General features: G+C 70.9%; 14 protein-coding genes. 6 read left to right on the top strand and 8 right to left on the bottom strand.

The annotated features are described in order from the left end of the window. Positions 1-158 precede the first annotated feature (158 nt). A complete protein-coding gene (locus WMF29_RS16605) occupies positions 159-2,276 on the bottom strand; it encodes a hypothetical protein (RefSeq protein ID WP_437329756.1) in 2,118 nt (705 codons plus the stop codon). A gap of 990 nt (positions 2,277-3,266) precedes the next feature. On the opposite strand from WMF29_RS16605, the gene WMF29_RS16600 reads away from it, so the two are divergent. Genes WMF29_RS16600 through WMF29_RS16590 form a run of 3 tightly spaced genes read left to right on the top strand, consistent with a single transcriptional unit; the run spans position 3,267 to position 6,621 of the window. After that, positions 3,267-4,598 carry an HD domain-containing protein gene (locus tag WMF29_RS16600; RefSeq protein ID WP_437329755.1) on the top strand — a complete coding sequence of 444 codons (1,332 nt, stop codon included), beginning with the start codon at positions 3,267-3,269 and terminating at the stop codon, positions 4,596-4,598. Further along, the gene (locus WMF29_RS16595) at positions 4,598-5,326 is read left to right on the top strand and encodes a hypothetical protein (protein ID WP_437329754.1); all 729 of its coding nucleotides are present in this window, start codon (positions 4,598-4,600) and stop codon (positions 5,324-5,326) included. Before WMF29_RS16600 ends, WMF29_RS16595 begins: the two co-directional genes overlap by 1 nt. Further along, a complete protein-coding gene (locus WMF29_RS16590; protein WP_437329753.1) occupies positions 5,323-6,621 on the top strand; it encodes a DUF4147 domain-containing protein in 1,299 nt (432 codons plus the stop codon). The genes WMF29_RS16595 and WMF29_RS16590 overlap by 4 nt, the downstream gene beginning before the upstream one ends. Before the next feature lie 152 nt (positions 6,622-6,773). On the opposite strand, the gene WMF29_RS16585 is transcribed toward WMF29_RS16590, so the two are convergent. The 4 genes from WMF29_RS16585 to WMF29_RS16570 all read right to left on the bottom strand — a co-directional run bounded on the left by WMF29_RS16585 (position 6,774) and on the right by WMF29_RS16570 (position 9,982). Then, entirely contained in the window at positions 6,774-7,778 is a 1,005-nt protein-coding gene (locus WMF29_RS16585) for a hypothetical protein (protein WP_437329752.1), read from the bottom strand. A gap of 190 nt (positions 7,779-7,968) precedes the next feature. Further along, on the bottom strand, positions 7,969-8,550 hold the full coding sequence (locus WMF29_RS16580; RefSeq protein ID WP_020735583.1) for an ExbD/TolR family protein: 582 nt from the start codon (positions 8,548-8,550) through the stop codon (positions 7,969-7,971). A 15-nt stretch (positions 8,551-8,565) separates the two neighbouring features. After that, positions 8,566-9,135, bottom strand: coding sequence for an ExbD/TolR family protein (locus WMF29_RS16575; RefSeq protein ID WP_272098213.1), 570 nt, complete (start codon positions 9,133-9,135; stop codon positions 8,566-8,568). A 226-nt stretch (positions 9,136-9,361) separates the two neighbouring features. Next, positions 9,362-9,982 carry a MotA/TolQ/ExbB proton channel family protein gene (locus WMF29_RS16570; protein WP_231864858.1) on the bottom strand — a complete coding sequence of 207 codons (621 nt, stop codon included), beginning with the start codon at positions 9,980-9,982 and terminating at the stop codon, positions 9,362-9,364. 996 nt (positions 9,983-10,978) lie between these two features. On the opposite strand from WMF29_RS16570, the gene WMF29_RS16565 reads away from it, so the two are divergent. The 3 genes from WMF29_RS16565 to WMF29_RS16555 are packed head-to-tail and all read left to right on the top strand — an operon-like array spanning position 10,979 to position 12,828. Then, entirely contained in the window at positions 10,979-11,656 is a 678-nt protein-coding gene (locus WMF29_RS16565) for a MotA/TolQ/ExbB proton channel family protein (RefSeq protein ID WP_012235624.1), read from the top strand. A 3-nt stretch (positions 11,657-11,659) separates the two neighbouring features. Further along, positions 11,660-12,223, top strand: coding sequence for an ExbD/TolR family protein (locus WMF29_RS16560; protein ID WP_272098211.1), 564 nt, complete (start codon positions 11,660-11,662; stop codon positions 12,221-12,223). Then, the gene (locus WMF29_RS16555; RefSeq protein WP_272098210.1) at positions 12,220-12,828 is read left to right on the top strand and encodes an ExbD/TolR family protein; all 609 of its coding nucleotides are present in this window, start codon (positions 12,220-12,222) and stop codon (positions 12,826-12,828) included. The genes WMF29_RS16560 and WMF29_RS16555 overlap by 4 nt, the downstream gene beginning before the upstream one ends. Positions 12,829-12,995: 167 nt before the next feature. Here WMF29_RS16555 and WMF29_RS16550 read toward each other — a convergent pair whose 3' ends face one another. From WMF29_RS16550 to WMF29_RS16540, 3 genes are all read right to left on the bottom strand, one after another. Continuing rightward, positions 12,996-16,325, bottom strand: coding sequence for an SNF2-related protein (locus WMF29_RS16550; RefSeq protein ID WP_437329751.1), 3,330 nt, complete (start codon positions 16,323-16,325; stop codon positions 12,996-12,998). A 95-nt stretch (positions 16,326-16,420) separates the two neighbouring features. Further along, entirely contained in the window at positions 16,421-18,637 is a 2,217-nt protein-coding gene (locus tag WMF29_RS16545; protein WP_437329750.1) for a sodium-translocating pyrophosphatase, read from the bottom strand. Positions 18,638-18,810: 173 nt separating this feature from the next. After that, positions 18,811-20,436 carry a TolC family protein gene (locus WMF29_RS16540; RefSeq protein ID WP_437329749.1) on the bottom strand — a complete coding sequence of 542 codons (1,626 nt, stop codon included), beginning with the start codon at positions 20,434-20,436 and terminating at the stop codon, positions 18,811-18,813. Between the last annotated feature and the right edge of the window lie 145 nt (positions 20,437-20,581).

The raw sequence follows: 20,581 nt of genomic DNA, 5'->3' as shown, positions 1-20,581 counted from the left end.
ACCCAGGGCCAGCCTGCGCTCCTCACGCACCGCCACACCGCGGACGAAGCGCCCCCGCGGTCCGTCGGTGAGCGCCGACGACCGCCCGGCGGTTCCTTCAGGTTCGGCTCAGCGGTCGGCCTGCGCTCGTGGCCCCGCAATGCCAGTTGACAGCGAGCTCAACGGGTGCGCGCTGGCGGCGTCCGGGAGCGGCGCATGTTCGCCGTCGAGGAGGTCCGGTGCGGTCCCTCGGTGCCGTGCGCCGGGGTTTGCCGCGTCGCCTTGAGGTTGCCGAGATCGGCCTCGATCTCGACGCCGAGCGCGCGACAGCGCCGGATGAGCCGCTCCAGATCGACACCCGCCTCGATCAGCAACCCCGAGGGGGGCGACGGATCGACGAACATCTCGGCCGCCGGCCTCCGCGTGCGGAGCAGCTCGCGGATCTCGGGATCCTCGATCCATAGGAAGCCGGAGGCGCCGACGAAGCTCGCCTTGCCGATGACGACGCTCGCCTGGATGAGCATGCGCGAGATGGTGTCCGGCAGCGGCGCGACCGCCTCGATGCGAGAGCGCAGCGCGTCGCTGTCGAGGCCCACCGACAGCGCGCGCGCGATCGACGGCGGCGTGAGCAGGAGATCGACCTGATCGCCGACGCGGCCGATCTCGGCGAACGACGAGAGCCCGAGCACGGCGGCGACCCTGGCGCTCGGGCCCACGCGCAGCGCGTGCGCCTCGACGAACTTGCTCTTGCTGTTGTCCGAGCTCGGCGCGGAGCCCGCGAGGAGCGCCCGCCCGCGCGGCGTCAGCCGGAGAGCCAGCTCCGCGCTCGCCACGTCCTCGGCCCCGCCGAGATCGATGATCCCGAGCGCCGGCAGCGACTCCAGCGCGATCCGCCGCGTGATGTCGGGGACCTCCGGCGCCTCGACCGAGGCGCGCTCGGCCCAGCGACGGACCAGCCGCTCGACCCCCGCGATGCGCTCGTCCGCCGCCAGGTAGCCTTGCAGCGACTGCCAGGGGACCCAGCGGCCCTCGCCGAGGTCGTGGAGCGCGTCGAGCACCATCTCGCGGAGCGCGCCGATGGGGCTCGCGTCGCGGTTGTCCGACGCGACCCGGAGCACCTCCCGCTCGGCGCGCGCCTCATCCCACGCGCCGCCGCGGCGCCACGTCGTGAACAGGAGCGGCGTCAGCTCCTGCACCTGGAGCGAGCCGGGCGGCGTCGCGGGCGACGCCGCCGAAGCGTCCCAGAGCCCGACGGCGCGCGACAGCGCGGCGACGAGCGCGACGCCCTCGACGTCCCGCCCGAAGCGCTGCGCGAGCCGGACGAGCAGCGACCGCGGCGTCCCGACGCCGGGGCGCACGTCGCTGCCGGGCTCGCGCACGCAGTACGCGAGCGCCAGCGCGAGCATCCCGGGATCCGAGGCGAAGCGGGCGCGCCGCGGGGCGTGATCCTCCTCCAGGACGAACGACCGGATCTGCTCGCGCCGCTTCTCGCGCATCCGGCGGCGATCCGCGCCGACGATCGCCGCCACCTCGGTCGGCACGACGTGCCGGTTCGGATGGATCGGGATGAGGAAGGCGCGGCGCTCGAGCGCGAAGCCCGCGCCGCGGCGGCTCGCGGTCACCCCGCTCGCGCTGCGCAGGCGCATCGGCTCCCGCTCCAGATCGAGCAGCTCCTGCGTGTCCACCTCGCCGCCGACGGCCTCGATGGACTCGAGCAGGCGGCGCTCGACGGGCGCGAGGCGATCGATCTCCTCGCGGAGCCGGTCCGGAGCGCTCAGCGTCTCCCACGCGTTCTCGAGGGACAGCGCGATGGGCGGCGTGGCCGGGCGGCCGAGGTAGTGCGTCGCGATCGCGCTCATCGTCTCGAACGGCGCCTGCGCGAGCAGCGCCCGGATCGCCCGGGGATCCTCGCTCTCCCAGCTCTTCAGCTGGACGAGGAACGCGGCCGGGAGCACGAGCTCGATGCCCTCGTCGGTCTTGCGCGCGTAGACCACGCCACGGGCGATGAGCGGCTCGAGCCCGGCCGGGAGCGACGGGACGACGAGCACGCCGCCCGCCTCGGCGATGCGATGGAGCAGCTCGCGGCTGGCGGTCGGGAGCCGCGACGGGTCGCGCACGTCGGGGAGGCCGACCAGCGCCCGCGCCGCCTGAGAGGGCGCGTCGATGCGCTTCGCGGCGTCGATGCGGATCCCCATGCGTGTGATGAGGCCCTTGAGCTCCGACTCTGGGAGGGCGCGGAGGATGGCGTCGAGCCGCCTCGGCGACTCGTCGAGCTCAGCCTCATCACTGCTCGCCATGCCTCCCGATTCGCGTGTCACCCGACCTTGCTCCTCATCTGCAGGATGCTCCCGCCCCGACTGTCGTCCGTTGGTTGTGGTCATGCGCTCGACTTGATCTCCCGGATATCCGATGACCCACGTTAACCAGCGGAATAGTCAGCCTCCTACCGTACACCAGGATGCTCGTCCAGCTTCAAGAAATCGAGCACTTTCCTCCGTCGATCACAATTTTCTCCGATCGCAATTTCGCTCGCTGGCCTCGCGGCGGCTTCTTTTCGTCGGTTCACGTCGGTTCTTCGCCGGTTCACGTCGGTTCACGTCTGTTGTTCGTCGGTTCACCCCGCTGTGGTTCGCGTCGTCCTCGCGCGTTCCTCGCGCGTTCCTCGCATGGTCACCCTCTGTTCGCCCGATTCACCTCAGGCATCTCAGCCCGTATCTCGAGCGCTCGTCCCGTGTACCGCGACCGCACGAAACCGCACGCAACCGTACGCAATCACACGCGCTCGTACGCAATCGCATGCGGCCGCGGGACCACGCTCGCGGTGCCGTGATGCGCCGCGCACGCGTTCGCCTCACGCGGCGCTCGACACGGTTTGCCGCTCGCTCGACGTCGGCGACGTCCGCGACGTCGGCCGCTCGACGTCCGCCGCGCGATTCCGCCTCGGCGTGGCTGGCCCCATCGCATGAATTCCGTCGCGCGCCACGCTCGCGGCGTCCCGATGCGGCGCACCTATCGTCCTCGTCAGGGAGAGCTGACCGGCTCGCTGGACCGCTCACGAAGAAGGCTCGGCGACGAGCCGCGCTTGCCTTCCCGCGGGCCCACGTGGGAACGTCGCACACCTCCTTGATTTCCCGCCCCTGTTCGAGGCGCACCATGCTGTGCTCCACACCGCACGCCCGAAGCGATGAGCCCTCTCCCCCGCGCACACGCCCGCGGATCGACGCCATCAGGCGACTCCTGAGTGACCCGGCGCCGTTTGCGCCCATGGCGTCGAGTGGAGACCCATCTTGATTCTGCGCGACCCGGTCCACGGCTTGATCGAGTTCGAGAGCGCCGAAGCGGCCATCGTTCCGCGCCTGCTCGGCGCTCGCGAGGTGCAGCGGCTGCGGCGCATCCGTCAGCTCGGGCTGACGTCGCTCGCCTTCCCAGGCGCCGAGCACACCCGCTTCTCGCACGCGCTCGGGGCCGCTCACGTGATGCGCCGCCTGATCGCGAGGCTCCGTCAGATCGATCGCGACCTTCCGTTCTGGCAGAGAGTGACCAGCGACCGCGCGCGCGACGCGATCGCCGCAGCGTTCCTGCACGATCTCGGCCACGGCCCGCTGTCGCATCTCTTCGAGGAGGCCATGCCGGGAGCGCTCCACCACGAGCGCTGGACCGAGCGCATCCTGCTCGACCCGTCCTCGGACGTGCACCAGGTGCTCGTGCGCCAGGATCCCTACCTCCCGCAGCGGGTCGCCGACCTCATCGGCGGACGGCACGAGCTGCCGTACCTCGCCAAGGCGGTGAGCGGGACCTTTGACGTCGATCGCTGCGACTACCTGCTCCGCGACGCGCACGCGACGGGCGTCAGGTACGGCGAGTACGACCTGCCGTGGCTGCTCCGCAGCCTCAGGTTCAGCGACGTCCAGGTGGAGATGCCCGGCGGCGGCGCCGCGTCCGCCCCACCAGCGCCCGCGCTCGCCATCGACGGGACGAAGGGGATGAGCGCGATAGAGTCGTTCCTGCTCGCCCGCTTCTTCATGTTTCAACAGGTCTATTTCCACAAGACGACGCGCAGCGCGGAGTGGATGATCGGCGCCATCCTCCGGCGCGTCGTCAACCGCCTCACCGCCGGGGACCGGATCCCCGAGGTCCCCGCCGCCGTCGCCGCGATGGCCGTCGGCGAGATGCCCACCCTGGAGCAGTACCTCGAGCTCGACGATCAGGTCCTGCTCGGGGCCATCCATGCCTGGGAAGCGGCGCCCGATCCCGTGCTGTCCGATCTCGCCCGCCGCCTGCGCGTGCGCTCGCTCTTCAAGTCGGTCGAGCTGTTCCCGGAGCCCGGCGAGTCGCCGGCCGAGCGCGACGCGCGGCGCGCGGCGGCGCTGGAGACCGTGCGCGAGATCGCGCAGAGCGGCGGGCTCGACCCGGACGTGTACGTCGGCGTCGACGTCGCCGAGGACACGCCCTACGCCGAGGACGAGTCGCTCATGGTCGTCTACTCCAAAGGGCGCCCGCGGCGCCCCGCCGAGGTGTCCTTCTTGCTGGATCGGCTGCGCAACGAGACGATGACACGCACCCGGATCCTCTTCGCGCCCGAGCTGCGGGATACGGTGCGGGAGGCGCTGATACGCTGATGACCACCAGGAACAAGGCAGCCCGGGGATCGTCCGAGCCCGCGCGCGCGCGCCGCGCCATCGCCAGAGCGGTCGCCGGTGTTGCAGCGCTCGCGGCGCTCGCGGGGGCGTCCACGGCGCACGCCGAGGGCGACGGGGCGTACGGCCGGCTGGACGGAGACCTCGATCTGCGCGCGGGCGCTGGCGCCTCGTTCGCGGACGGCGGTCCGGCGCTCTGCGCGCGCGGCGCCGCGGTGTACCTCTCGACCGCCGGCCTGTACGCGCACTACACCGACGCGCTCGGCGCAGACGGGGCTCCCGTCGCGCGCTCGATCGCGGGCGGCGTCTTCATCCAGCCGCTCTTCCTCGCCCGCTATGCGAGCGATCTCGAGCGCAGCGCGCCCTGGCTCGACCTCTTCATCGATTCCGTCGCGCTCGGCGTGGGCTCGTTCTGGGAAGCGCCGCCGGGAGCAGGGCTCGCCGCGGAGCCCGGGCTCGAGCTCTCGCTGTCGCTCGACGTGCCGCTCCTGGGAGACGCCACGGGCCCGTTCCTCGGCGTGCGGGGTGCGCTCCGCTTCCGCGGGCCGGAGCTCTCGGGCGACGAGGGCCCGCGCGACGCGCAGCGGGCGATGGTGTCGGTCACGCTGGGCTGGCACCACGTGCTCCGCGCGCACCTCGTCGACGCAGGCGATCGTGCCCCCGCCCGGGCGGCGGTGCAGCGCGGCGTGGTCGGCGCGAGGACCCGTTGAGCGCTGCCCTCGGCGAGCTGCGCGCGGCGCTGGTGGCCGCGTTCCGCGCCGGGCTGACGGAGCTCGACCCAGCAGGGCTCGTCGAGCGCGCGCTCGACGCCGAGGCCGGAGCGCACCGTGGCCGCGTGTTCGTGATCGCGGCGGGGAAGGCGGCGCCCGGGATGGCCCGGGGGGCGCTCCGCCGCTGGGGTGACAGGATCGCCGGAGGGCTCGTCATCACCGTCGCGGCCCCGGCGCTCGCCGCGCGCGATGAGACGACACCGCCGACCGACCCCGAGGAGGCCGCGCTGCGCCCGCTGCGCGTGATGCGCGCGGCGCACCCCATCCCCGACGCGCGCAGCGTCGACGCGGCCGAAGCGGCCCTCGCCATCGCGGCCGCGCTCGGGCCCGAGGATCTCCTGATCGCCCTCCTGTCCGGCGGCGCGTCGGCGCTGATCGCCGCGCCGCCTCCGGGCGTGTCCCTCGCGGACAAGCAGGCCGTCGTCGCAGAGCTCCTGGAAGCAGGCGCGCCGATCCAGGACGTCAACCTCGTTCGCCGCCACCTGTCGCGGATCAAGGGTGGGCGGCTCGCGGCGGCGGCGGCCCCGGCGCGCGTGCTGACGCTGCTCATGAGCGACGTCGTGGGTGGACTCCCGCACGACGTCGGCTCGGGCCCCACCGTCCCGGACCCGACGCGCGTGGAGGAGGCGCTCGCCGCCCTCGAGCGCTGGGCTCCCCGGTTCGCGTGGCTCACGCCCGCGCTCAGCGAGTCGCTGAAGCCAGCGGACGCGCGCCTCCTGGAAGCGCGCGTGCTCGCCGATCCGGACAAGCTCGCCGAGCGTGTGGCGGCGGCCCTCGCCGACAGGACAGGGCTCCGCGCCGCCGCCGCCCCCGCCGAGGACGGCGATGCGCGCGCGATCGTGGAGCGCCGCCTCGCGCTTGCGCGCACCCTCGCTCCCGGCGAAGCGGCCGTGATCCCCTGCGAGCCGACGCTGGCGCTGCCGGCCCACCGCGGCGCCGGCGGCCGCGCAGGATGGATCGCGCTCGCCGCCCTGCGCGGCTTGCCGCCCGACGTCGCGCTCCTCTGCGCGGCCTCCGACGGCGTCGACGGCAGCTCCGGCGCCGCGGGCGCGGCCGTCGCCCGCGCGGCAGCAGCCGCGATGGACGACCGCGCGATCGACGCGGCGCTCGCGCGCTTCGACGACGCCGTCGTTCACCGCGCGCTCGGCACGCGTGTCGAGACCGGGCCGACAGGTCACAACCTCACGGACCTGCACATCGTTGCGCGAGACTTCCCCAGAGGCGCGCACGCGTGAGCTCACGCGGCAACACGCGCTGAGGCGCGGCGGCGCGCGTGAGTTCACGCGGCAACGCACAGCCACGTGAACTCACGCGCGCCGCGCGGACTACGGTGCGAGCCGGCGCGCGCAGGCGCGATGAGCGGCGCGCGCCCCGGGGCGCCGCGCCCTCACTGCGGCTCGGCGACAGCGGCCGTGGTGTCGCCCATCGCTTCGCGCACCGCGAGCGCGAGCGCGCAGCTGTTCGCCTGCCGCTGCCGCGCATCGAGCACGCTCCCCTCGATCGAGGGCGTCCCGCCGATGAGATTGCCGCTCGCTTCGCGGCGCACCCGCAGGATGGCCTTGCCGTCCGACAGCCGCCACACCCCGACCCGCGCCATGTGCGGCACGCCGAGCAACGCCTCGGTGCTCGCCGCTCCCTCGGCCGGCTCGTCGAGGACGAGGAGGTAATACTGCGCCCGCGTGAGGAGCTCCGCCGCGAGCGGAACATCGTCTCGGATCGTGTCCTCGAAGCTGGATTCCAGCAGCCGCAGGCGGAGCTCGCTCGAGGCGTCCTGTGCGTCACGCACCCACTCGTCCGAGAGGACCTGCATCGTCCGGTAGGCGACGCGCAGGTTGAAGGGCTGCGCGGGCCTGGAGCAGCGCTCGGCCTCGTTGCAGTACTCGCCCGCGGGGCAGTCCCGCGTGCGCTTGCACTCCGCGCCGGCCAGCGGGTTCGGGTTCGGCACACGCAAGAGACACGCGGTGAACGCGTCGCGGAGCGACTGCTGCGCGTTCTTCCGGACGGCGTCGACGCCCGTGGCCTCGTCTACCCGGAGGCGCAGGTAAATACCCGCAAGCTCACGGAAATTCCACGTCTTGAGCGCTTCCCGATCCACGAGATCGGCGCCAGCGCTCCGCGCCAGATCGAGGGTCCAGCCCTCCACGCGCTCGCGCATGGGGAACCAGCGCGGGCCGAGCTCGACGGCGACCGCGCGCTGGCGCGCCATCAGCTTCTGACGCGCGCTCTCCATCTGCCCCTGCGACCACTTCCAGTGGAGGATCGCCGAGACCGCCAGGACGAGGGCCGTGTAACCCCAGAACTTCGCCGGGGGCCAGCGCATCTTGGAGCGCGCCTCGCGCGCCTTGTAGACCGACGGCAGGCCGCGCTCGCGGGGCGGCTGTTCAGAGGACATAGCAGAGGCTCCACGCAGGAGGCCCCAGCCCGATCACCCGAGCAAGGCAGCCTCCTCCACGCGAGCCGCGTAGAGGCGAAGGCCGCGCCGAGCGCGCCGCTGGAGCCACCACGTTCCATGGTGACCGAGGCCGCCGGGGGTCGCCCGGCGTGCCCCATCCTTCTGTGCTCGATAGGTCAAGAAGCGGGGATCACTGCGACTTCGGGAGCTTGCTGACCATGAAGCTGACGTTCGGGTAACCGGCGAACGCCGCGGTCTGGAACACGCTCTTCACGACCAGCGCGGGCACGTTCTGATCGACCTGGAGGATGCAAACGCCGGGGAACGGCTTGTTCGGCTGCACCTGCTTCCACAGCTCGCGCTTGTTCTTGAGCAGGTTGAAGAGCTCGTCGATCTTCTGAAGCCGCCCGAGCTCCTCGATCGCGCGGGTCGACCCGGCGAGGGCGCCGTCGACGAGGATCTGGTTGCCGTTCACAGCGACCATCGGCGCGTCGATGACGTCTTCGACGTTCTCCGCCTTCGGGAGCTTGACGTTCTTGTCGACGGCGATCTCGCCTGACGCCGAGAAGGACATCAGGAGGAAGATCACGGTCACGACGAGGAAGTCGATGAAGCTCACGAGGTTGAGCCCCGCGTTCGGGCTGCGAGCGCCGTGTCCGGACACCTTGTTCCACACGAACCGGAGCGGCACGCCCTTCATCAGCCGGCGGCCCGGCTGGTGGATCACGTGGGCGTGGGGGTTCTTGTGGTGCTTCGGATTGAACCTATCCATGTGCGCGCTCCTGCCTCAGCGGACCGAGAACGTCATGTTGAACACGGGGACCTGCTTGTTCCCATCGGGCAGCCGCATCTCGCGCTTGGGCGCGTAGAGCGCGTCGAGCACCGCGACGATCTCCTTGAAGGGCGTCCGGTTGTCGGTGTGGAGGATGGCCTGGTCGAGCTTCTTGTCGCTCGGATCCCGGTGGCCGCCGTGGGTCTTCCACTCCTCCTCGATCCGCTTCGCCAGCTCGGGGTAGCGGACGATCTTCGAGCCCGCCTCGCCGATCTCGACGGGCGACTTGTTGACCTTGACCTCGTTGACCACCGTCGCGCCCTGCTTCCACACGAGCCCGAACTCGCTCTCGCCGATGTGCAGGTTCAGCACCTTCTCCGGCGTCTGCGGGGTGAGCTCCTTGTTCGGGTCCGGAGGGCCAGGGACCTGGGCGTCCGCGTTCATGCGCGAGTTGGTGACCCAGACCGCCGTGATCAACAGGAATGCAATCGTGACCATCAGCAGGTCGATGAACGGGATCATGTTGATATCGCTGTTCGTCGACCGCTTCTTGCCGCCACCGTCGCCGACGTCTACGCCGCCCATATTGCCTTCCCAACGTGAGCCTGAGCTCACCTATCCAAGTTGTTCCGGGGAACGCCCTGCCCGCAGCTCGCGGTGGGCCACCATGCTGGGTCTGACTTCGTCGCTCTTCCGAAGTTCCCGGGGCCCCGGCGGCGGAAGCCGCCGTCCGGGGCTTCGAGGCGCGAGAGCGGGCCCAGGTGACATCGCGCGCGAAGGGCGCTCGACGACCCGGGCCCGCCGAGGACCATCAGGCAGCCGCCTGACCTACTGCTGCGACATTCACCTTCTGACGGTTCGCGACGACGAGGTTGAGGATCTGCACCGACGCCTCGTTGATGTCGTCCTCGATGTGCTGCGTCTTGCCGTTCAGCACGGCGAAGCCGATGAGGCCGATGATGGCCACGCCGAGGCCGAAGGCGGTGCAGTTCATGGCCTCGGAGATCCCGAGCGCGAGCACGCGGGCCTTCTGGCTGGGGTCGACCGACTCGCCGGCGACGGAGCCGAACGACTTGATGAGGCCCGTCACGGTCCCGAGGAGGCCCGAGAGCATCGCGAGGTTCGCGAGCAGCGCGAGGTACGAGGTGCGCGCCGAGATCTTCGGCAGCTCGCGGAGAGCCGCCTCGTCCATCGCCGCCTGGACCTCCTCGTCGGGACGGTTCACCTTGACGAGGCCAGCCTGGACGATGCGGGCGAGCGGGGCGTTCGCCGCCGAACACATCTTCACGGCCTTGGCAACGTCACCCGCCAGGATGCACTTCTGCATGGTGGCGAGAAAGACGTCCTTGTTGATGGACGAGCCGAACAGGTAGAGGGCGCGTTCGACGATGATGCCGATCGTGAGGATCGACCAGAACAGGATGGGCCACATACCCCACCCACCCTCTTTGAAAGCTTCATACGCTCCGTGCATTGCTTCTGTCCTCCAGTTCGCCTCGCGTCCCCGGGATGAGGTTTCGCGCAACTCGATCGGTTCCCTTTGTCAGACTCGTGTTGCCGAGGGGCGGCAGTCTTTCACTCACACGTAAAGACGGATGAGAGGCCTATTTTTGCTTGGCGGCGCTGGCCGTGGACGGCGTGCTGCTGTCGCTCTCTGGCGAGATGCCCACGGGACGCTAACCGAGCGGCGCTGACCTCTGCAAGAGTCCTGATCGTCTCTTCTGGGGCCGGCGCCCGGCGCCGTCCCAGCTCTCCCACCTGTCGTCCAAGACTGACTTCGCGTCGTCGCGCCAGGGGCCGTTCATGGCTCTGGGCGCGGCTCCCCGTTCACCGCAGAGCGTGCCGCCTTGTGGCCGAGCTACGCCGACGCGCCCGGGGGACTCGCGCATCTTCGCGATTGAGACCCGGCGCCGTCAAGAGAGATTTGGCCACACGTGAGCGCTCTGATACGGGCAAAACTTTACAACAATCGCGGGGTTATGTCATGATCGGCCGGGAGCGATGCGGGTCGACCGGCGGCAGATCCCGCGAATTTCAGGGGGCGCGGCGCCCGCATGACCACCGCCGGCCCGATCGCGCGCCGCGGCAGCGCGAGCCGCATCACCCGAGAGCGAGCGCTGCGGCTCATCCGCCCGGGGGACGCGGCGATGGCAGAGCACGGTAGCCCGCTCGGACGCCGGCGGCCGGGGCGATTCAGGGGTCTCCGGACCCACCTGTCCCGCCTCGACATCGCGGGCGCCCGTCCGCGTGGCAGGGATGAGCTCCCGGTGAGATGCGCTGGTTCTTGCGGGGATTTTCGGCGATCCCGGCCTCGAGGCTCGGAGCGCCGCAGCATCGCCGAGCTTGCGCACGGGATCGGGCGGCAGTTATAGTCGCCGCGCCTGGAGATTGTCGGGCTTCTGACGACGCTGAGAAAGGGACTTCGAGGATGCGTCATCTGCTGATGTTGGCGGCCGAGGGTGGTGGCGAAGGTGGGATGTGGGAGGCCATCAAACACAATCCGACCTTCCTGATCGCGAACCTGGTCGTCTCCGCGGTCGTGGTGACCATCATCATCGAACGAACCGCGTTCCAGCTCGGACGCTACCGCGTGAACTCCAAGGAGTTCTTCGCGCAGGTCAAGAAGCTGGTGGCGGCCGGTAACATCGACCGCGCCATCAAGCTCTGCGACGCGAGCGACTATCCGATCCTGCAGCTCGTCAAGGCCGGCTTGACCCACGCGAACAAGGGGGCCGACGAGATCGACGCCGCCCTCAGCGAGAAGCTGTCCGAGCTGAAGCCGGCGGTGGAGAAGCGCATCGGCGCCCTGTGGTCGCTCGCGAACATCGCGACGCTGATCGGCCTCATCGGGACGGTCTCCGGCCTGATCAACACGTTCGCCTCCATCGCCGCCCAGGGCCTCTCGCAGGCCGACAAGCAGCGGATGCTCTCGAACGGCATCGCGGAGGCCATGTACAACACCGCGTTCGGCCTCGCCATCGCGGTGGTGTGCATGATCGCGCACGTGCTCCTCCACACCCGCTCCAAGAACATCCAGCACGATCTCGAGTCGACGACGGAGCGCGTGTTCAACCTGCTCACGATCAGCAGCAAGCCTGGCTACTAGCCCATGGCGGACCCGCAAGACGTCCCGCTCAGCTCGGCGCAGCGATCGAAGATCCGGCGCCTATCGCAGCCCAAGGAGCCCGAAGCCGGGGAGGAGGCCGGCGAGCTCAACGTCGTTCCGTACCTCGACATCATCACGAACATCCTCATCTTCGTGCTCGCCAGCGTGTCGGTGACATTCGTGTCGTCAATCGACACGACGCCGCCTTCCATCGGCGGGGGCAAGGTGCGCAGCGAGCTCTCCAGCAAGGCGTTGAACCTCTCCGCGTTCATCACCAGCCAGGGGATCTCGCTGAAGACGTCGAGCGGCAACATCGCGACCGGCTGCCAGGACGTGGGCGGCGGGGTCACGGTGCCGAAGGTGAACGATGGCTATGACTATCCCGCCCTCACGGCGTGCGCGAAGCGCCTCAAGAACGCCCGCTCCGAGTTCAAAGAGGAGACGCAGGTGACGATCACGGCGAACCCGGGCATCGACTACAAGACGATCATCGACGTGATGGATGCGCTGAGGAGCGACGACGGGGAGGTGCTGTTCCCGGAGGTCCACTTCGGGGTGGCCCGATGAGCGCCGAGCAGCGACCTGCCCCGCGGCCGAGGGCGAGCGTCGTCCGCTACAAAGCGGCCCTCCGGAAGGCGATCCGAAGGAACCGGCGGGAGCCCGAGATCGACTTCTTGAACATCACGGCGATGCTCGACCTGATGACGATCATCCTCGTCTTCTTGCTGAAGAGCGTTGGATCGTCGGCGGCATCCATCCCGCAGTCGAAGGATCTCACCCTGCCGAAGTCGGTGATGCAGGCCGAGCCCTCCCAGGAGGGTGTGGTCGTCATCGTCTCGAAGTCGCAGATCCTGGTCGGCGAGGATCCGACCCCGATCGTCATGCTGCCCAACCGCGAGCAGCTCGCGCAGTCGGGCGTCGACGCAAAGTACAAGCGCAGCGGGCCGAACGATCTCTACATCGTGCCGCTGGCGAACGCCCTGTCCCACGCGCGCGAGACGGACAAAGCCATTCGCGCCGCGAAAGGGCTCGATCCGTCGTCGTCGGAGGCGATCATCGTCGCCGACGCGACCACGCCGTACCGCCTCCTGATCGAGGTCCTGTTCACCCTGGGGCAGAGCGAGTTCGGCAAGTACCACCTGATGGTCCTGAGCGGCAGCCGCAAGCCGTAGCCATCCTCCCCCGCCCTGCGGTGCCCAAAGCCCCCACGACGGCCACCCCGAGCGCCGTCATGGATCCACCCCTGCTCCCATGAGGGAGGGGCGCGCTCCCCTGCGCGCCCCCATGGATCGGCCGGTGCTCCGCGACCGGCGCGCTCCCCCTGCGCGCCGTCGTTCGTTCAGTCCACCGCGAACAGCTCTTCCAGGTCGGCCTTGGTGAGCTTCTTCGCGCCGCCGGCGTCCTCGCTGAGGACGGACGCGACGAGCTGGCGCTTCTTGTCCTTGAGCAGCAGGATCTTCTCCTCGATCGTGCCCTCGGCGATGAGCCGATAGGCCGTCACCACCTTCGTCTGACCGATGCGGTGGGCGCGGTCCGTTGCCTGCTGCTCGACCGCCGGGTTCCACCATGGATCGAAGTGGATGACCGTGTCGGCCGCGGTGAGGTTCAGGCCGGTGCCGCCCGCCTTGAGGCTGATGAGGAAGACCGGCACGCTCGGATCGCTCTGGAAGCGCTCGACGCGCTCCGCCCGGTCCTTCGTGGAGCCGTCGAGGTACTCGTAGGCGACTCCATCCTCCTTCATCGCCTTCTCGATGAGCCTCAGCATCATCACGAACTGGCTGAAGACGAGGACCTTGTGCCCGCCCTCGACGGCGTTCGCGATGAGCTCCCGGACCGCGACGAGCTTGCCCGAGTCGTCGTCGCCGAACTCCCGCGGCAAGCCGAGCAGCCGCGGGTCGCAGGCCGCCTGCCGCAGGCGGGTGAGGCCGGCGAGGATCTGCAGCTGGCTCTTCGCGAGGCCGACGCGCTCGACCTCGCCGAGGACCTGCGCCCGCACCTCGCGCGCGACCTGCAGGTAGAGCGCCCGCTGCTCGCCCGTGAGATCGCAGATCTGATCCATCTCGATCTTCTCGGGAAGATCCTTGGCGACCTCCTGCTTCGTGCGGCGCAGGATGAACGGGTGGATGGCGGCGCGCAGGCGCTGCGCGGTCTTGTAGTCGCCCGCCTCGATCGGGCGCGAGAAGCGAGCCTCGAACTTGTCGAGCGAGCCGAGCAAGCCCGGCGAGACGTAGTCGAAGATGGACCAGATCTCCGAGAGCCGGTTCTCGATGGGCGTGCCCGTCAGCGCGAGCCGGCGCTTCGCGCGGAGCCGCTTGGCCGCCGCGGCGGTGGCGCTCATCGGGTTCTTGATGTGCTGCGCCTCGTCGAGGATGGCGTAGCTCAGGTCGAGCTGCGCGAGGAAATCCTCGTCGCGACGGAGGAGCGCGTAGCTGGTGATCACCACCTCCGCGGCCTTCACCTCGTCGATCTGGTCCTTGCGATCGGCGCCGTGCCAGAGGGCGACCGACAGCGAGGGCGCGAACCGGGCGAGCTCGCGCTCCCAGTTCGTGACGACGCTCGTCGGGGCGACGATCAGCGCGCGCATGTGCTTCTCCTCCTGCTTGACGGCGAGCAGGAGGGCGAGCGTCTGGACCGTCTTGCCGAGGCCCATGTCGTCGGCGAGCACGCCGCCCGAGCCGATGTCATGGATGAACTTGAGCCACGAGAGGCCCGCCTCCTGGTAGGGGCGGAGCGTCGCCTTCAGGTTCCTGGGCCGCTTGGTGCTGCCGATCTCGTCGATGTTGCTGAGCTTCTGGAACAGCTCGCGCGCGGACGCGGTCACGCTCGATCCGCTCGCGTGCTGGAGCAGCTCGTGCACCCGCCCGGCCTGCGCGAGCGGCAGCCGGCCGCTCTTGCCGGCCGCCATCATCAGCTCGACCTCGCGATCGAGCATCGCGCGCACGGCGTCGGGATCGAACGCGGCGAACGACCCGTCCTCGAGGCGGACGTAGCGCTTGCCCTCGGCGAGGCAGCGGCGCAGCTCGTCGCGATCGACGCCGACGCCCTCGCTCTCGAAGCTGAGCTTGACGTTCAGCCAGTCCATCCCCGAGGTGACCTTGGCGAACACGCCGATCGGCCTGCCGCGCACCTGCGTGTCGACGAGATCCTCGGGGACGAAGAGGTCCCAGTCGTCGGGGAGCTCGGCGAGCCCCTCGGTCCAGAAGGTGAGCGCCTGGTCGCCGTTCGCGATGAAGCCCTGGCCGGTCTCGTCCGGCTTGAGCCCGAGGGCGAGCAGCTTGCTCGCCGCCTCCTGCTGCGCGGCGATGTCCACGCGGATGCAGCGGGCGCGCTTCATCCCCTCCTCGGGCGGCTGCACGAGCACCGGGGGCGACATGCCGTCGGCACGCACGGCGACCTCGGCGTCGCCGTAGGCGGCGGTCAGCGTGACGCGCGCCTCGATGAGCGAGCCGCCCGCGCGCATGCGGAACGTGGGCACGAGGTCGACGACCTCGGCGATCTGGTTCAGGTCGGGCAGCTCCGCGCCGACCTCGAGCGCGATCTTGGGCAACCCCTGCATGATGATGCGGGCCAGCTCGCTCATCGGCTCACCGATGGTCGGCGAGCGGAGCAGCCGGCGCATCGCCGCGGGGGAGACGCGCTTGTCGATGCGGCGCGCGAGCCCCTCCTGCGTGTCGATGTGCCAGCCCGGCCAGCCCTCGAACCACCCGCCCTGGAGCAGCGAGAAGCGGCGCTTGTCGTTCCCCCGCTCGAAGCTCGTCTTCACGATGATGGTGTCGCCGCCGACGGTCTCGAGATCGAAGCGCGGCCGCAGGCTGTCGTCGCCGAAGCGGAGCTGCATCAGCGCCGGCTCGAGCAGCACGCGCTGGCCCTCGAGCAGCGGGAGCAGCTCGGCCACGTCCTCGCCGCGGATGTCGACGGCCGGGTGGCGCGGGTTGCCGCTCTCGAACCGGGCGAGCAGCCGGAGCGCGTCGCGATCCGGCGTCGGATAGAGCGCCTGCCAGGCGAGCGCCGCGGAGGGCAGCACCGGGACACGCGCCTCGGCGTCGAGGACGGTGACGGTCAGCGCCCCCTGCCGCACGTGGAGGCGGAACTCCACGCGCCGTGCCCCGGTGACGCCCTCGGGCGGAAGCCAGGCGCCGATCCCGGTCTGCTTGGCCGTCGCGTCCAGGACCGGCGCGGCGAGGGCGACGGGTGAGCCCGGCGGCCCGTGGGTGCCGACGACGGTCGGGACGGGCGCCGCCGGCGTGATCGCCAGGCGGCCGCGGCGGTCGCGCCGGCGCACGCGCTTCAGGGCGTCGCCGCCGGCGTGGGCGGTCTGCGGGACGAGCGCCGGGATCGGCGGCTCGCGCCGCGGCTGCGCGCCGCGCGCCTGGTCGCGGATGCTGATCAGCAGCGCCGCGACGTGCTTGCAGTGCTGCCCAGCCTTCTGGAACGCAGGACAGGAACACTGCGACTGGATGCCATCGGGCGAGAGCTCGACCTTGACCGGATACGGCTCGGAGTCGGCGGCGCGGACGGTGCCGCTCGCCATCGTCTCGTTGATGGAGATGTCCTCGACGACGCGGCGGCGGAAGTACTCCAGCCCGCGGAGGAAGGTGCGGGCGCCAAGCAGCCTTCGCAGGCCACGATCGCTGAGGGTAGAGAGTGCGTCGGAGATCGGAGGCGGCACGTCGTGGGCTCGGGATACGGGTGCGGCGGCTATTCGCCGGGATGGGTCGGGTGAACGGGATCTCTTGGCAAATCCCGCTGGGTGAAGAACCGTCATCAGATGAAGAACGGCAAGAACACGATGGTCACGGCGGGGAGCATCTTGATGAGCACGTGGATCGCGGGACCGGCCACGTCCTTGAGCGGATCGCCGATCGTGTCGCCAACGACGGCGGCACCATAGGTGGGGTTGTCCGCCCGCGCCCCCGTCTCGTCGACAAGGTAGCGCCCACCGTGCGCGCCGGTCGCGATGTACTGCCTCGCATTGTCCCAGATCGCCCCGGTATTCCCCAAGAAGAGCGACCCGAGGACGCCTGCGACCGTCCCGGCCATGATCAGGGCCGCGACTGAATCGGCCGCGACCAGAGGATTATCTTCCGTCCTTGCAAAGCGCAAGGCAAGTCCCACGACGACGGGCACCGCCACGGAGACGAGGGCCGGCGCGATCATGTGGCGCAGCGCTGCTCGAGAGACCATCTCGACGCAGGGCTCGTGGTCGCCGACGAAACCCGGCGGGCGGGCGCGGGCCTGGCGCCTCACTTCATCGAGGACACGTCGACCAGCCTGGAGGACGTTGCGAATGCAGCGGCCGGCCAGCCAGAAGACAAGGAGGATCCCGACCAGGGCGCCGAGATAGACCTCGGGCCGGTCGAGGCGCAGGACCATCGCGGTCGTCTCGCCGCGGATCGGCGCGCTCGACGCCAGCGCGCGGCGCCGGGACTCATCGAGGTAGCCCGCGACGAGCAGCAGCGAGGCGAGCGCGGCCACCCCGGCCGTGTACGCCTTCGTGAGCGCCTTGGTCGTGTTCCCGACGGCATCGAGCACGAGGGTGCGGCCACGCACGTCCGGCCGCTCGCGGGCGACGGTCACGGCGACGATGCCGCCCGCGTTGTCCACGATGGGGCCGAACGCATCCATGGCGAGGACGTAGCCCGAGGTGCCCAGCATCCCCATCGTCGCGACCGCGGTGCCGAACAGGCCACCCCCGGCGAGCCCGGAGCGGGCGCCGAGCAGGTAGGAGCCGAAGGTGGCGCCGACGACGACCAGGAGCGGGAGCACCGAGCTCTCGAGGCCGATGGCGAGCCCGCGCAGCACCGCCATCGCGGAGCCGCTGCGCGCCGCCTCGGCGAGCTCGCGCACCGGGCGGTGCCGCTGCTCGGTGTAGTACTGCGTGACGTGCAGCACGCCGATGCCGGCGACGATGCCGATCACGCCGCACGCGAAGAAGACGACCCAGTGGGCGTCGAGCAGCCACTTGGCGGCCCCGGCGATGCCGACGGCGTGGAGGGTGGCCGTGACGTAGAGACCCCGCACGAGGGCGTTGAAGGCGTCCTCCCGGTCGTCGGTCTTGACGACCATGACGCCGAAGAGCGTCGCGATGAGGCCGAACGCGCGGCTGACGAGCGGGAAGAGCACGACGGCGAGGGCGCTCGGGAGCCCGGCGTTGTTGCGGAAGAGCATCGCGCCGACCACCATGGCGCCCGCGTTCTCGGCGACGGTCGAGGCGAAGACGCCGGCCGCGCGCCCGGCGCAGTCGCCGACCGTATCGCCTGCCAGATCGACGATCGTGGCCGGGTTCTGGAGGTCGTCCTCGTCGAGCCCGACCTCCGCGCCGGCGAGGTCCGCGCCGAGGTCGGCCGCCTTGGAGAAGGTGCCGCCGCCGAGCTGCGCCATCAGGGCGGCGAAGGAGGCGCCGAGCGGGTAACCGGCGATGACCCAGGGGATGGTCGGGGCGAGCGCGAGCGCCTCGGCCGGCTCGGCGCCGAAGCCGCCACGGAACGCGAGGACCGCGGCGAACAGGCCGCCGAGGCCGAGCAGGCTCATGCTCGCGACGAAGAGCCCCGACACGGCGCCGCCGCGGAGGGCGATCTGCAGCGCGAGATCGAGCGAGCGGCGGGCGCCGCTCGCGGCGCGCACGCTGGTGCGGGGCGCGATCCAGGCGGCGACGCGGCCGGTCGCGACCGCGCTGGCGGCCCCGACCGCGAACGAGAGCGTCAGCCAGACACCGAGCTCCAGCGCTGGCACCGGGTTGTTCTCCCCGGCGCGCCGGAGGAGGCCGTAAGCGAGGAAGATGGCGCCGCCGAGCATCGCCGAGACCGCGCCGATCACGCTGCTCTGGCGGCGAAAGTACGCCTCCGCGACCCCCTGGATGATCGCGGCGACGCGCTGCATCTCGGGCTCGACCGCGGGGCGTGCGACGACCCAGCGAGCGAGGTAAGCCGCAAAGGCGAGCCCGAGCAGGCCGCCGCTGAGGATGAGCGCAAGCTCCGTCATGACGGGCGGACCGGGCGCGCACCGTGGACGCGCTACCTCGGCCGGTGAGGGATGATGCGGGTGGTTGCCGCGGTATCGACAAACGCGCCGCAGGAACCCGCGCTGCAGCGGCGCACGCCTTCCCTACTCCGGCCAGGAGAGCCGTGCAAGCGAAGAAGACGCGCGCGGCCGGGTCATTTCAGGTCCTTCGCGTCGCGCCCGACGACGTGGTCCAGCCGGGTCTTGGCGACGAGCGCGCCGACGCGCGCGTTGAGCTGCTGGAGCCGCGCGCGCGTCACCTCGCCCTCGGCGTCGACCACGTCGACGCTCGTGGCCCGTCCTGCCCGGAACAACTCGGACCTGACGCGCATCGACTCCGCGGCCGCCGCGAGCTGGCGCTCCGCAGACTCGATGCTGCTCGAAGCCTTGCTCAGCTCCGCATACGCCGAGGCCACCTCGAGGCGGAGGGCGTCGCGCAGCGCGGCCTTCTGCTCCGCGATCTGCGTGGTGCGGGCGTTCGCCTCGGCGGAGGCGCCCGCGGTGGTGAAGATGTCGTTGACGACCCACGTGGCGCGGACGCCGGCGGACCATGTCATGGCGAACTTGTCCTGCGTCGGGAAGATGCGCTGGTTGGGGTTTGCGTAGGTGAGATCGGCGAACCCGTCCACGCGCGGGAAGTAGCCGGCCCTCGCGACCGCCTCGGCCTTCTCGAGCGAGTACTGCGTCTCGTCGAGCGCGCGGATCTCGAGGCGCCTCTGAAGCGCCTCCTGCACCAGCGCCGGGAGCGCCTCGGCGGGCGGCTTCGCAGGCGCGCTGCCCATCACGTCGATCCCCAGCGTGAGCGGCCTTTCCTGCCCGGCGCCGAGCGCGATCCGGATCTGGTCATCCGCGACCAGGAGCGCGGCTTGAGCCTCGTTGAGCACCTGCTCCGCGCCGGCCACCTGGGCCTCGAGCCGGAGCACGTCGGCGCGCGAGAGCAGGCCCACCTCGAAGGTGCGGCGCGCGTCCTCGACGTGCGCCCTCGCCTGAGACACCGCCTCACCTGCCACGACGACCTGCCCCTTCACGCGGACCCAGTTGAAGAAGGTGACCTTCGCGTCGGCCGCGGCCTGCAGCGTCTCCGCCTGGAGCTCGAGCTTCTTCGCGCTCTCCGCGTGGGACGCGGCGGCGTATCCCTGCGAGATGCGGAACACGTAGTCCGAGATGGGGACGGCGAGATTCGCCGTGAGCGAGATGCTGTTGAGAGGCGCCGGAAAGGACAGGGAGGCGGCCCCCACCGGCCGCCCGGCGCTGTCGACGACGCACTGGCCTTGCACGTCGGGCGGACATGGACCGACCTTGATCAGCCCCTCGCTGCTCGCGCCGACGATGCCACCGCCTCCGAGCCCCGCGCTCTCGACCTCAGAGAGGCGCGTGTAGGTCGCCGTCGCAGTCAGCCGGGGAAAGAAATTGACCATCGCCTGGTCGACCTTCGCCGACGCCGCGCGGAGATCGGCCTGCTTGGCGCGGAGCGACGCGCGCGTCTGCAGCGCAGCCTTCGCGACATCGTCCGGCGTCAGCCCTCCCGGCTGCGGCGCGAGGGCCGTGGCGAGCGGATCGGCCTTCGGCGCCGCCGGCTGGGCCGCAGCGACGGCAGGCTGCGGTTGGCCCGCGGGAGGAGGCGCCGGAGCGGGCGGCGGGGTGACCGGCTGCGGTGCCGCCGGTCGGGGAGCGGCCGGCTGCCCCGCGGCCGGTGAGGCGATGAGCCCGAGGGCGAGCAGCCCGGCGAGCGTCGAAGCCAGCGAGATGCTGCGTCGAGACGAGGGTGCGGTGCTTTTCATGACCGGTGGGTCACTTATGGGCGGCGAGAGCACCCGTCAAGTCACAGGCGATCCCACGCATCGCGTCTCGGCGATCGCTCGCCTCGCCGTCTGGCGAAGGTGACCGGGCAGCCCGCGCTCTCGGCGCACGGCGTGCTTGCGCCCC

The organism is Sorangium sp. So ce381 (assembly GCF_051473845.1).
Classification (GTDB): Bacteria; Myxococcota_A; Polyangia; order Polyangiales; family Polyangiaceae; genus Sorangium; species Sorangium atrum.
The sequence above is the reverse complement of the archived record's forward strand: the minus strand, read 5'-3'. Positions and strand labels throughout refer to the sequence as shown.

Bases quoted from the DNA above. Each gene is read 5' to 3' on its own strand.
- WMF29_RS16605 (WP_437329756.1), bottom strand. From the start codon at position 2,276: ATGGCGAGCAGTGATGAGGCTGAGCTCGACGAGTCGCCGAGGCGGCTC.
- WMF29_RS16595 (WP_437329754.1), top strand. From the start codon at position 4,598: ATGACCACCAGGAACAAGGCAGCCCGGGGATCGTCCGAGCCCGCGCGC.
- WMF29_RS16585 (WP_437329752.1), bottom strand. From the start codon at position 7,778: ATGTCCTCTGAACAGCCGCCCCGCGAGCGCGGCCTGCCGTCGGTCTAC.
- WMF29_RS16580 (WP_020735583.1), bottom strand. From the start codon at position 8,550: ATGGATAGGTTCAATCCGAAGCACCACAAGAACCCCCACGCCCACGTG.
- WMF29_RS16575 (WP_272098213.1), bottom strand. From the start codon at position 9,135: ATGGGCGGCGTAGACGTCGGCGACGGTGGCGGCAAGAAGCGGTCGACG.
- WMF29_RS16570 (WP_231864858.1), bottom strand. From the start codon at position 9,982: ATGTGGCCCATCCTGTTCTGGTCGATCCTCACGATCGGCATCATCGTC.
- WMF29_RS16565 (WP_012235624.1), top strand. From the start codon at position 10,979: ATGCGTCATCTGCTGATGTTGGCGGCCGAGGGTGGTGGCGAAGGTGGG.
- WMF29_RS16560 (WP_272098211.1), top strand. From the start codon at position 11,660: ATGGCGGACCCGCAAGACGTCCCGCTCAGCTCGGCGCAGCGATCGAAG.
- WMF29_RS16555 (WP_272098210.1), top strand. From the start codon at position 12,220: ATGAGCGCCGAGCAGCGACCTGCCCCGCGGCCGAGGGCGAGCGTCGTC.
- WMF29_RS16545 (WP_437329750.1), bottom strand. From the start codon at position 18,637: ATGACGGAGCTTGCGCTCATCCTCAGCGGCGGCCTGCTCGGGCTCGCC.
- WMF29_RS16540 (WP_437329749.1), bottom strand. From the start codon at position 20,436: ATGAAAAGCACCGCACCCTCGTCTCGACGCAGCATCTCGCTGGCTTCG.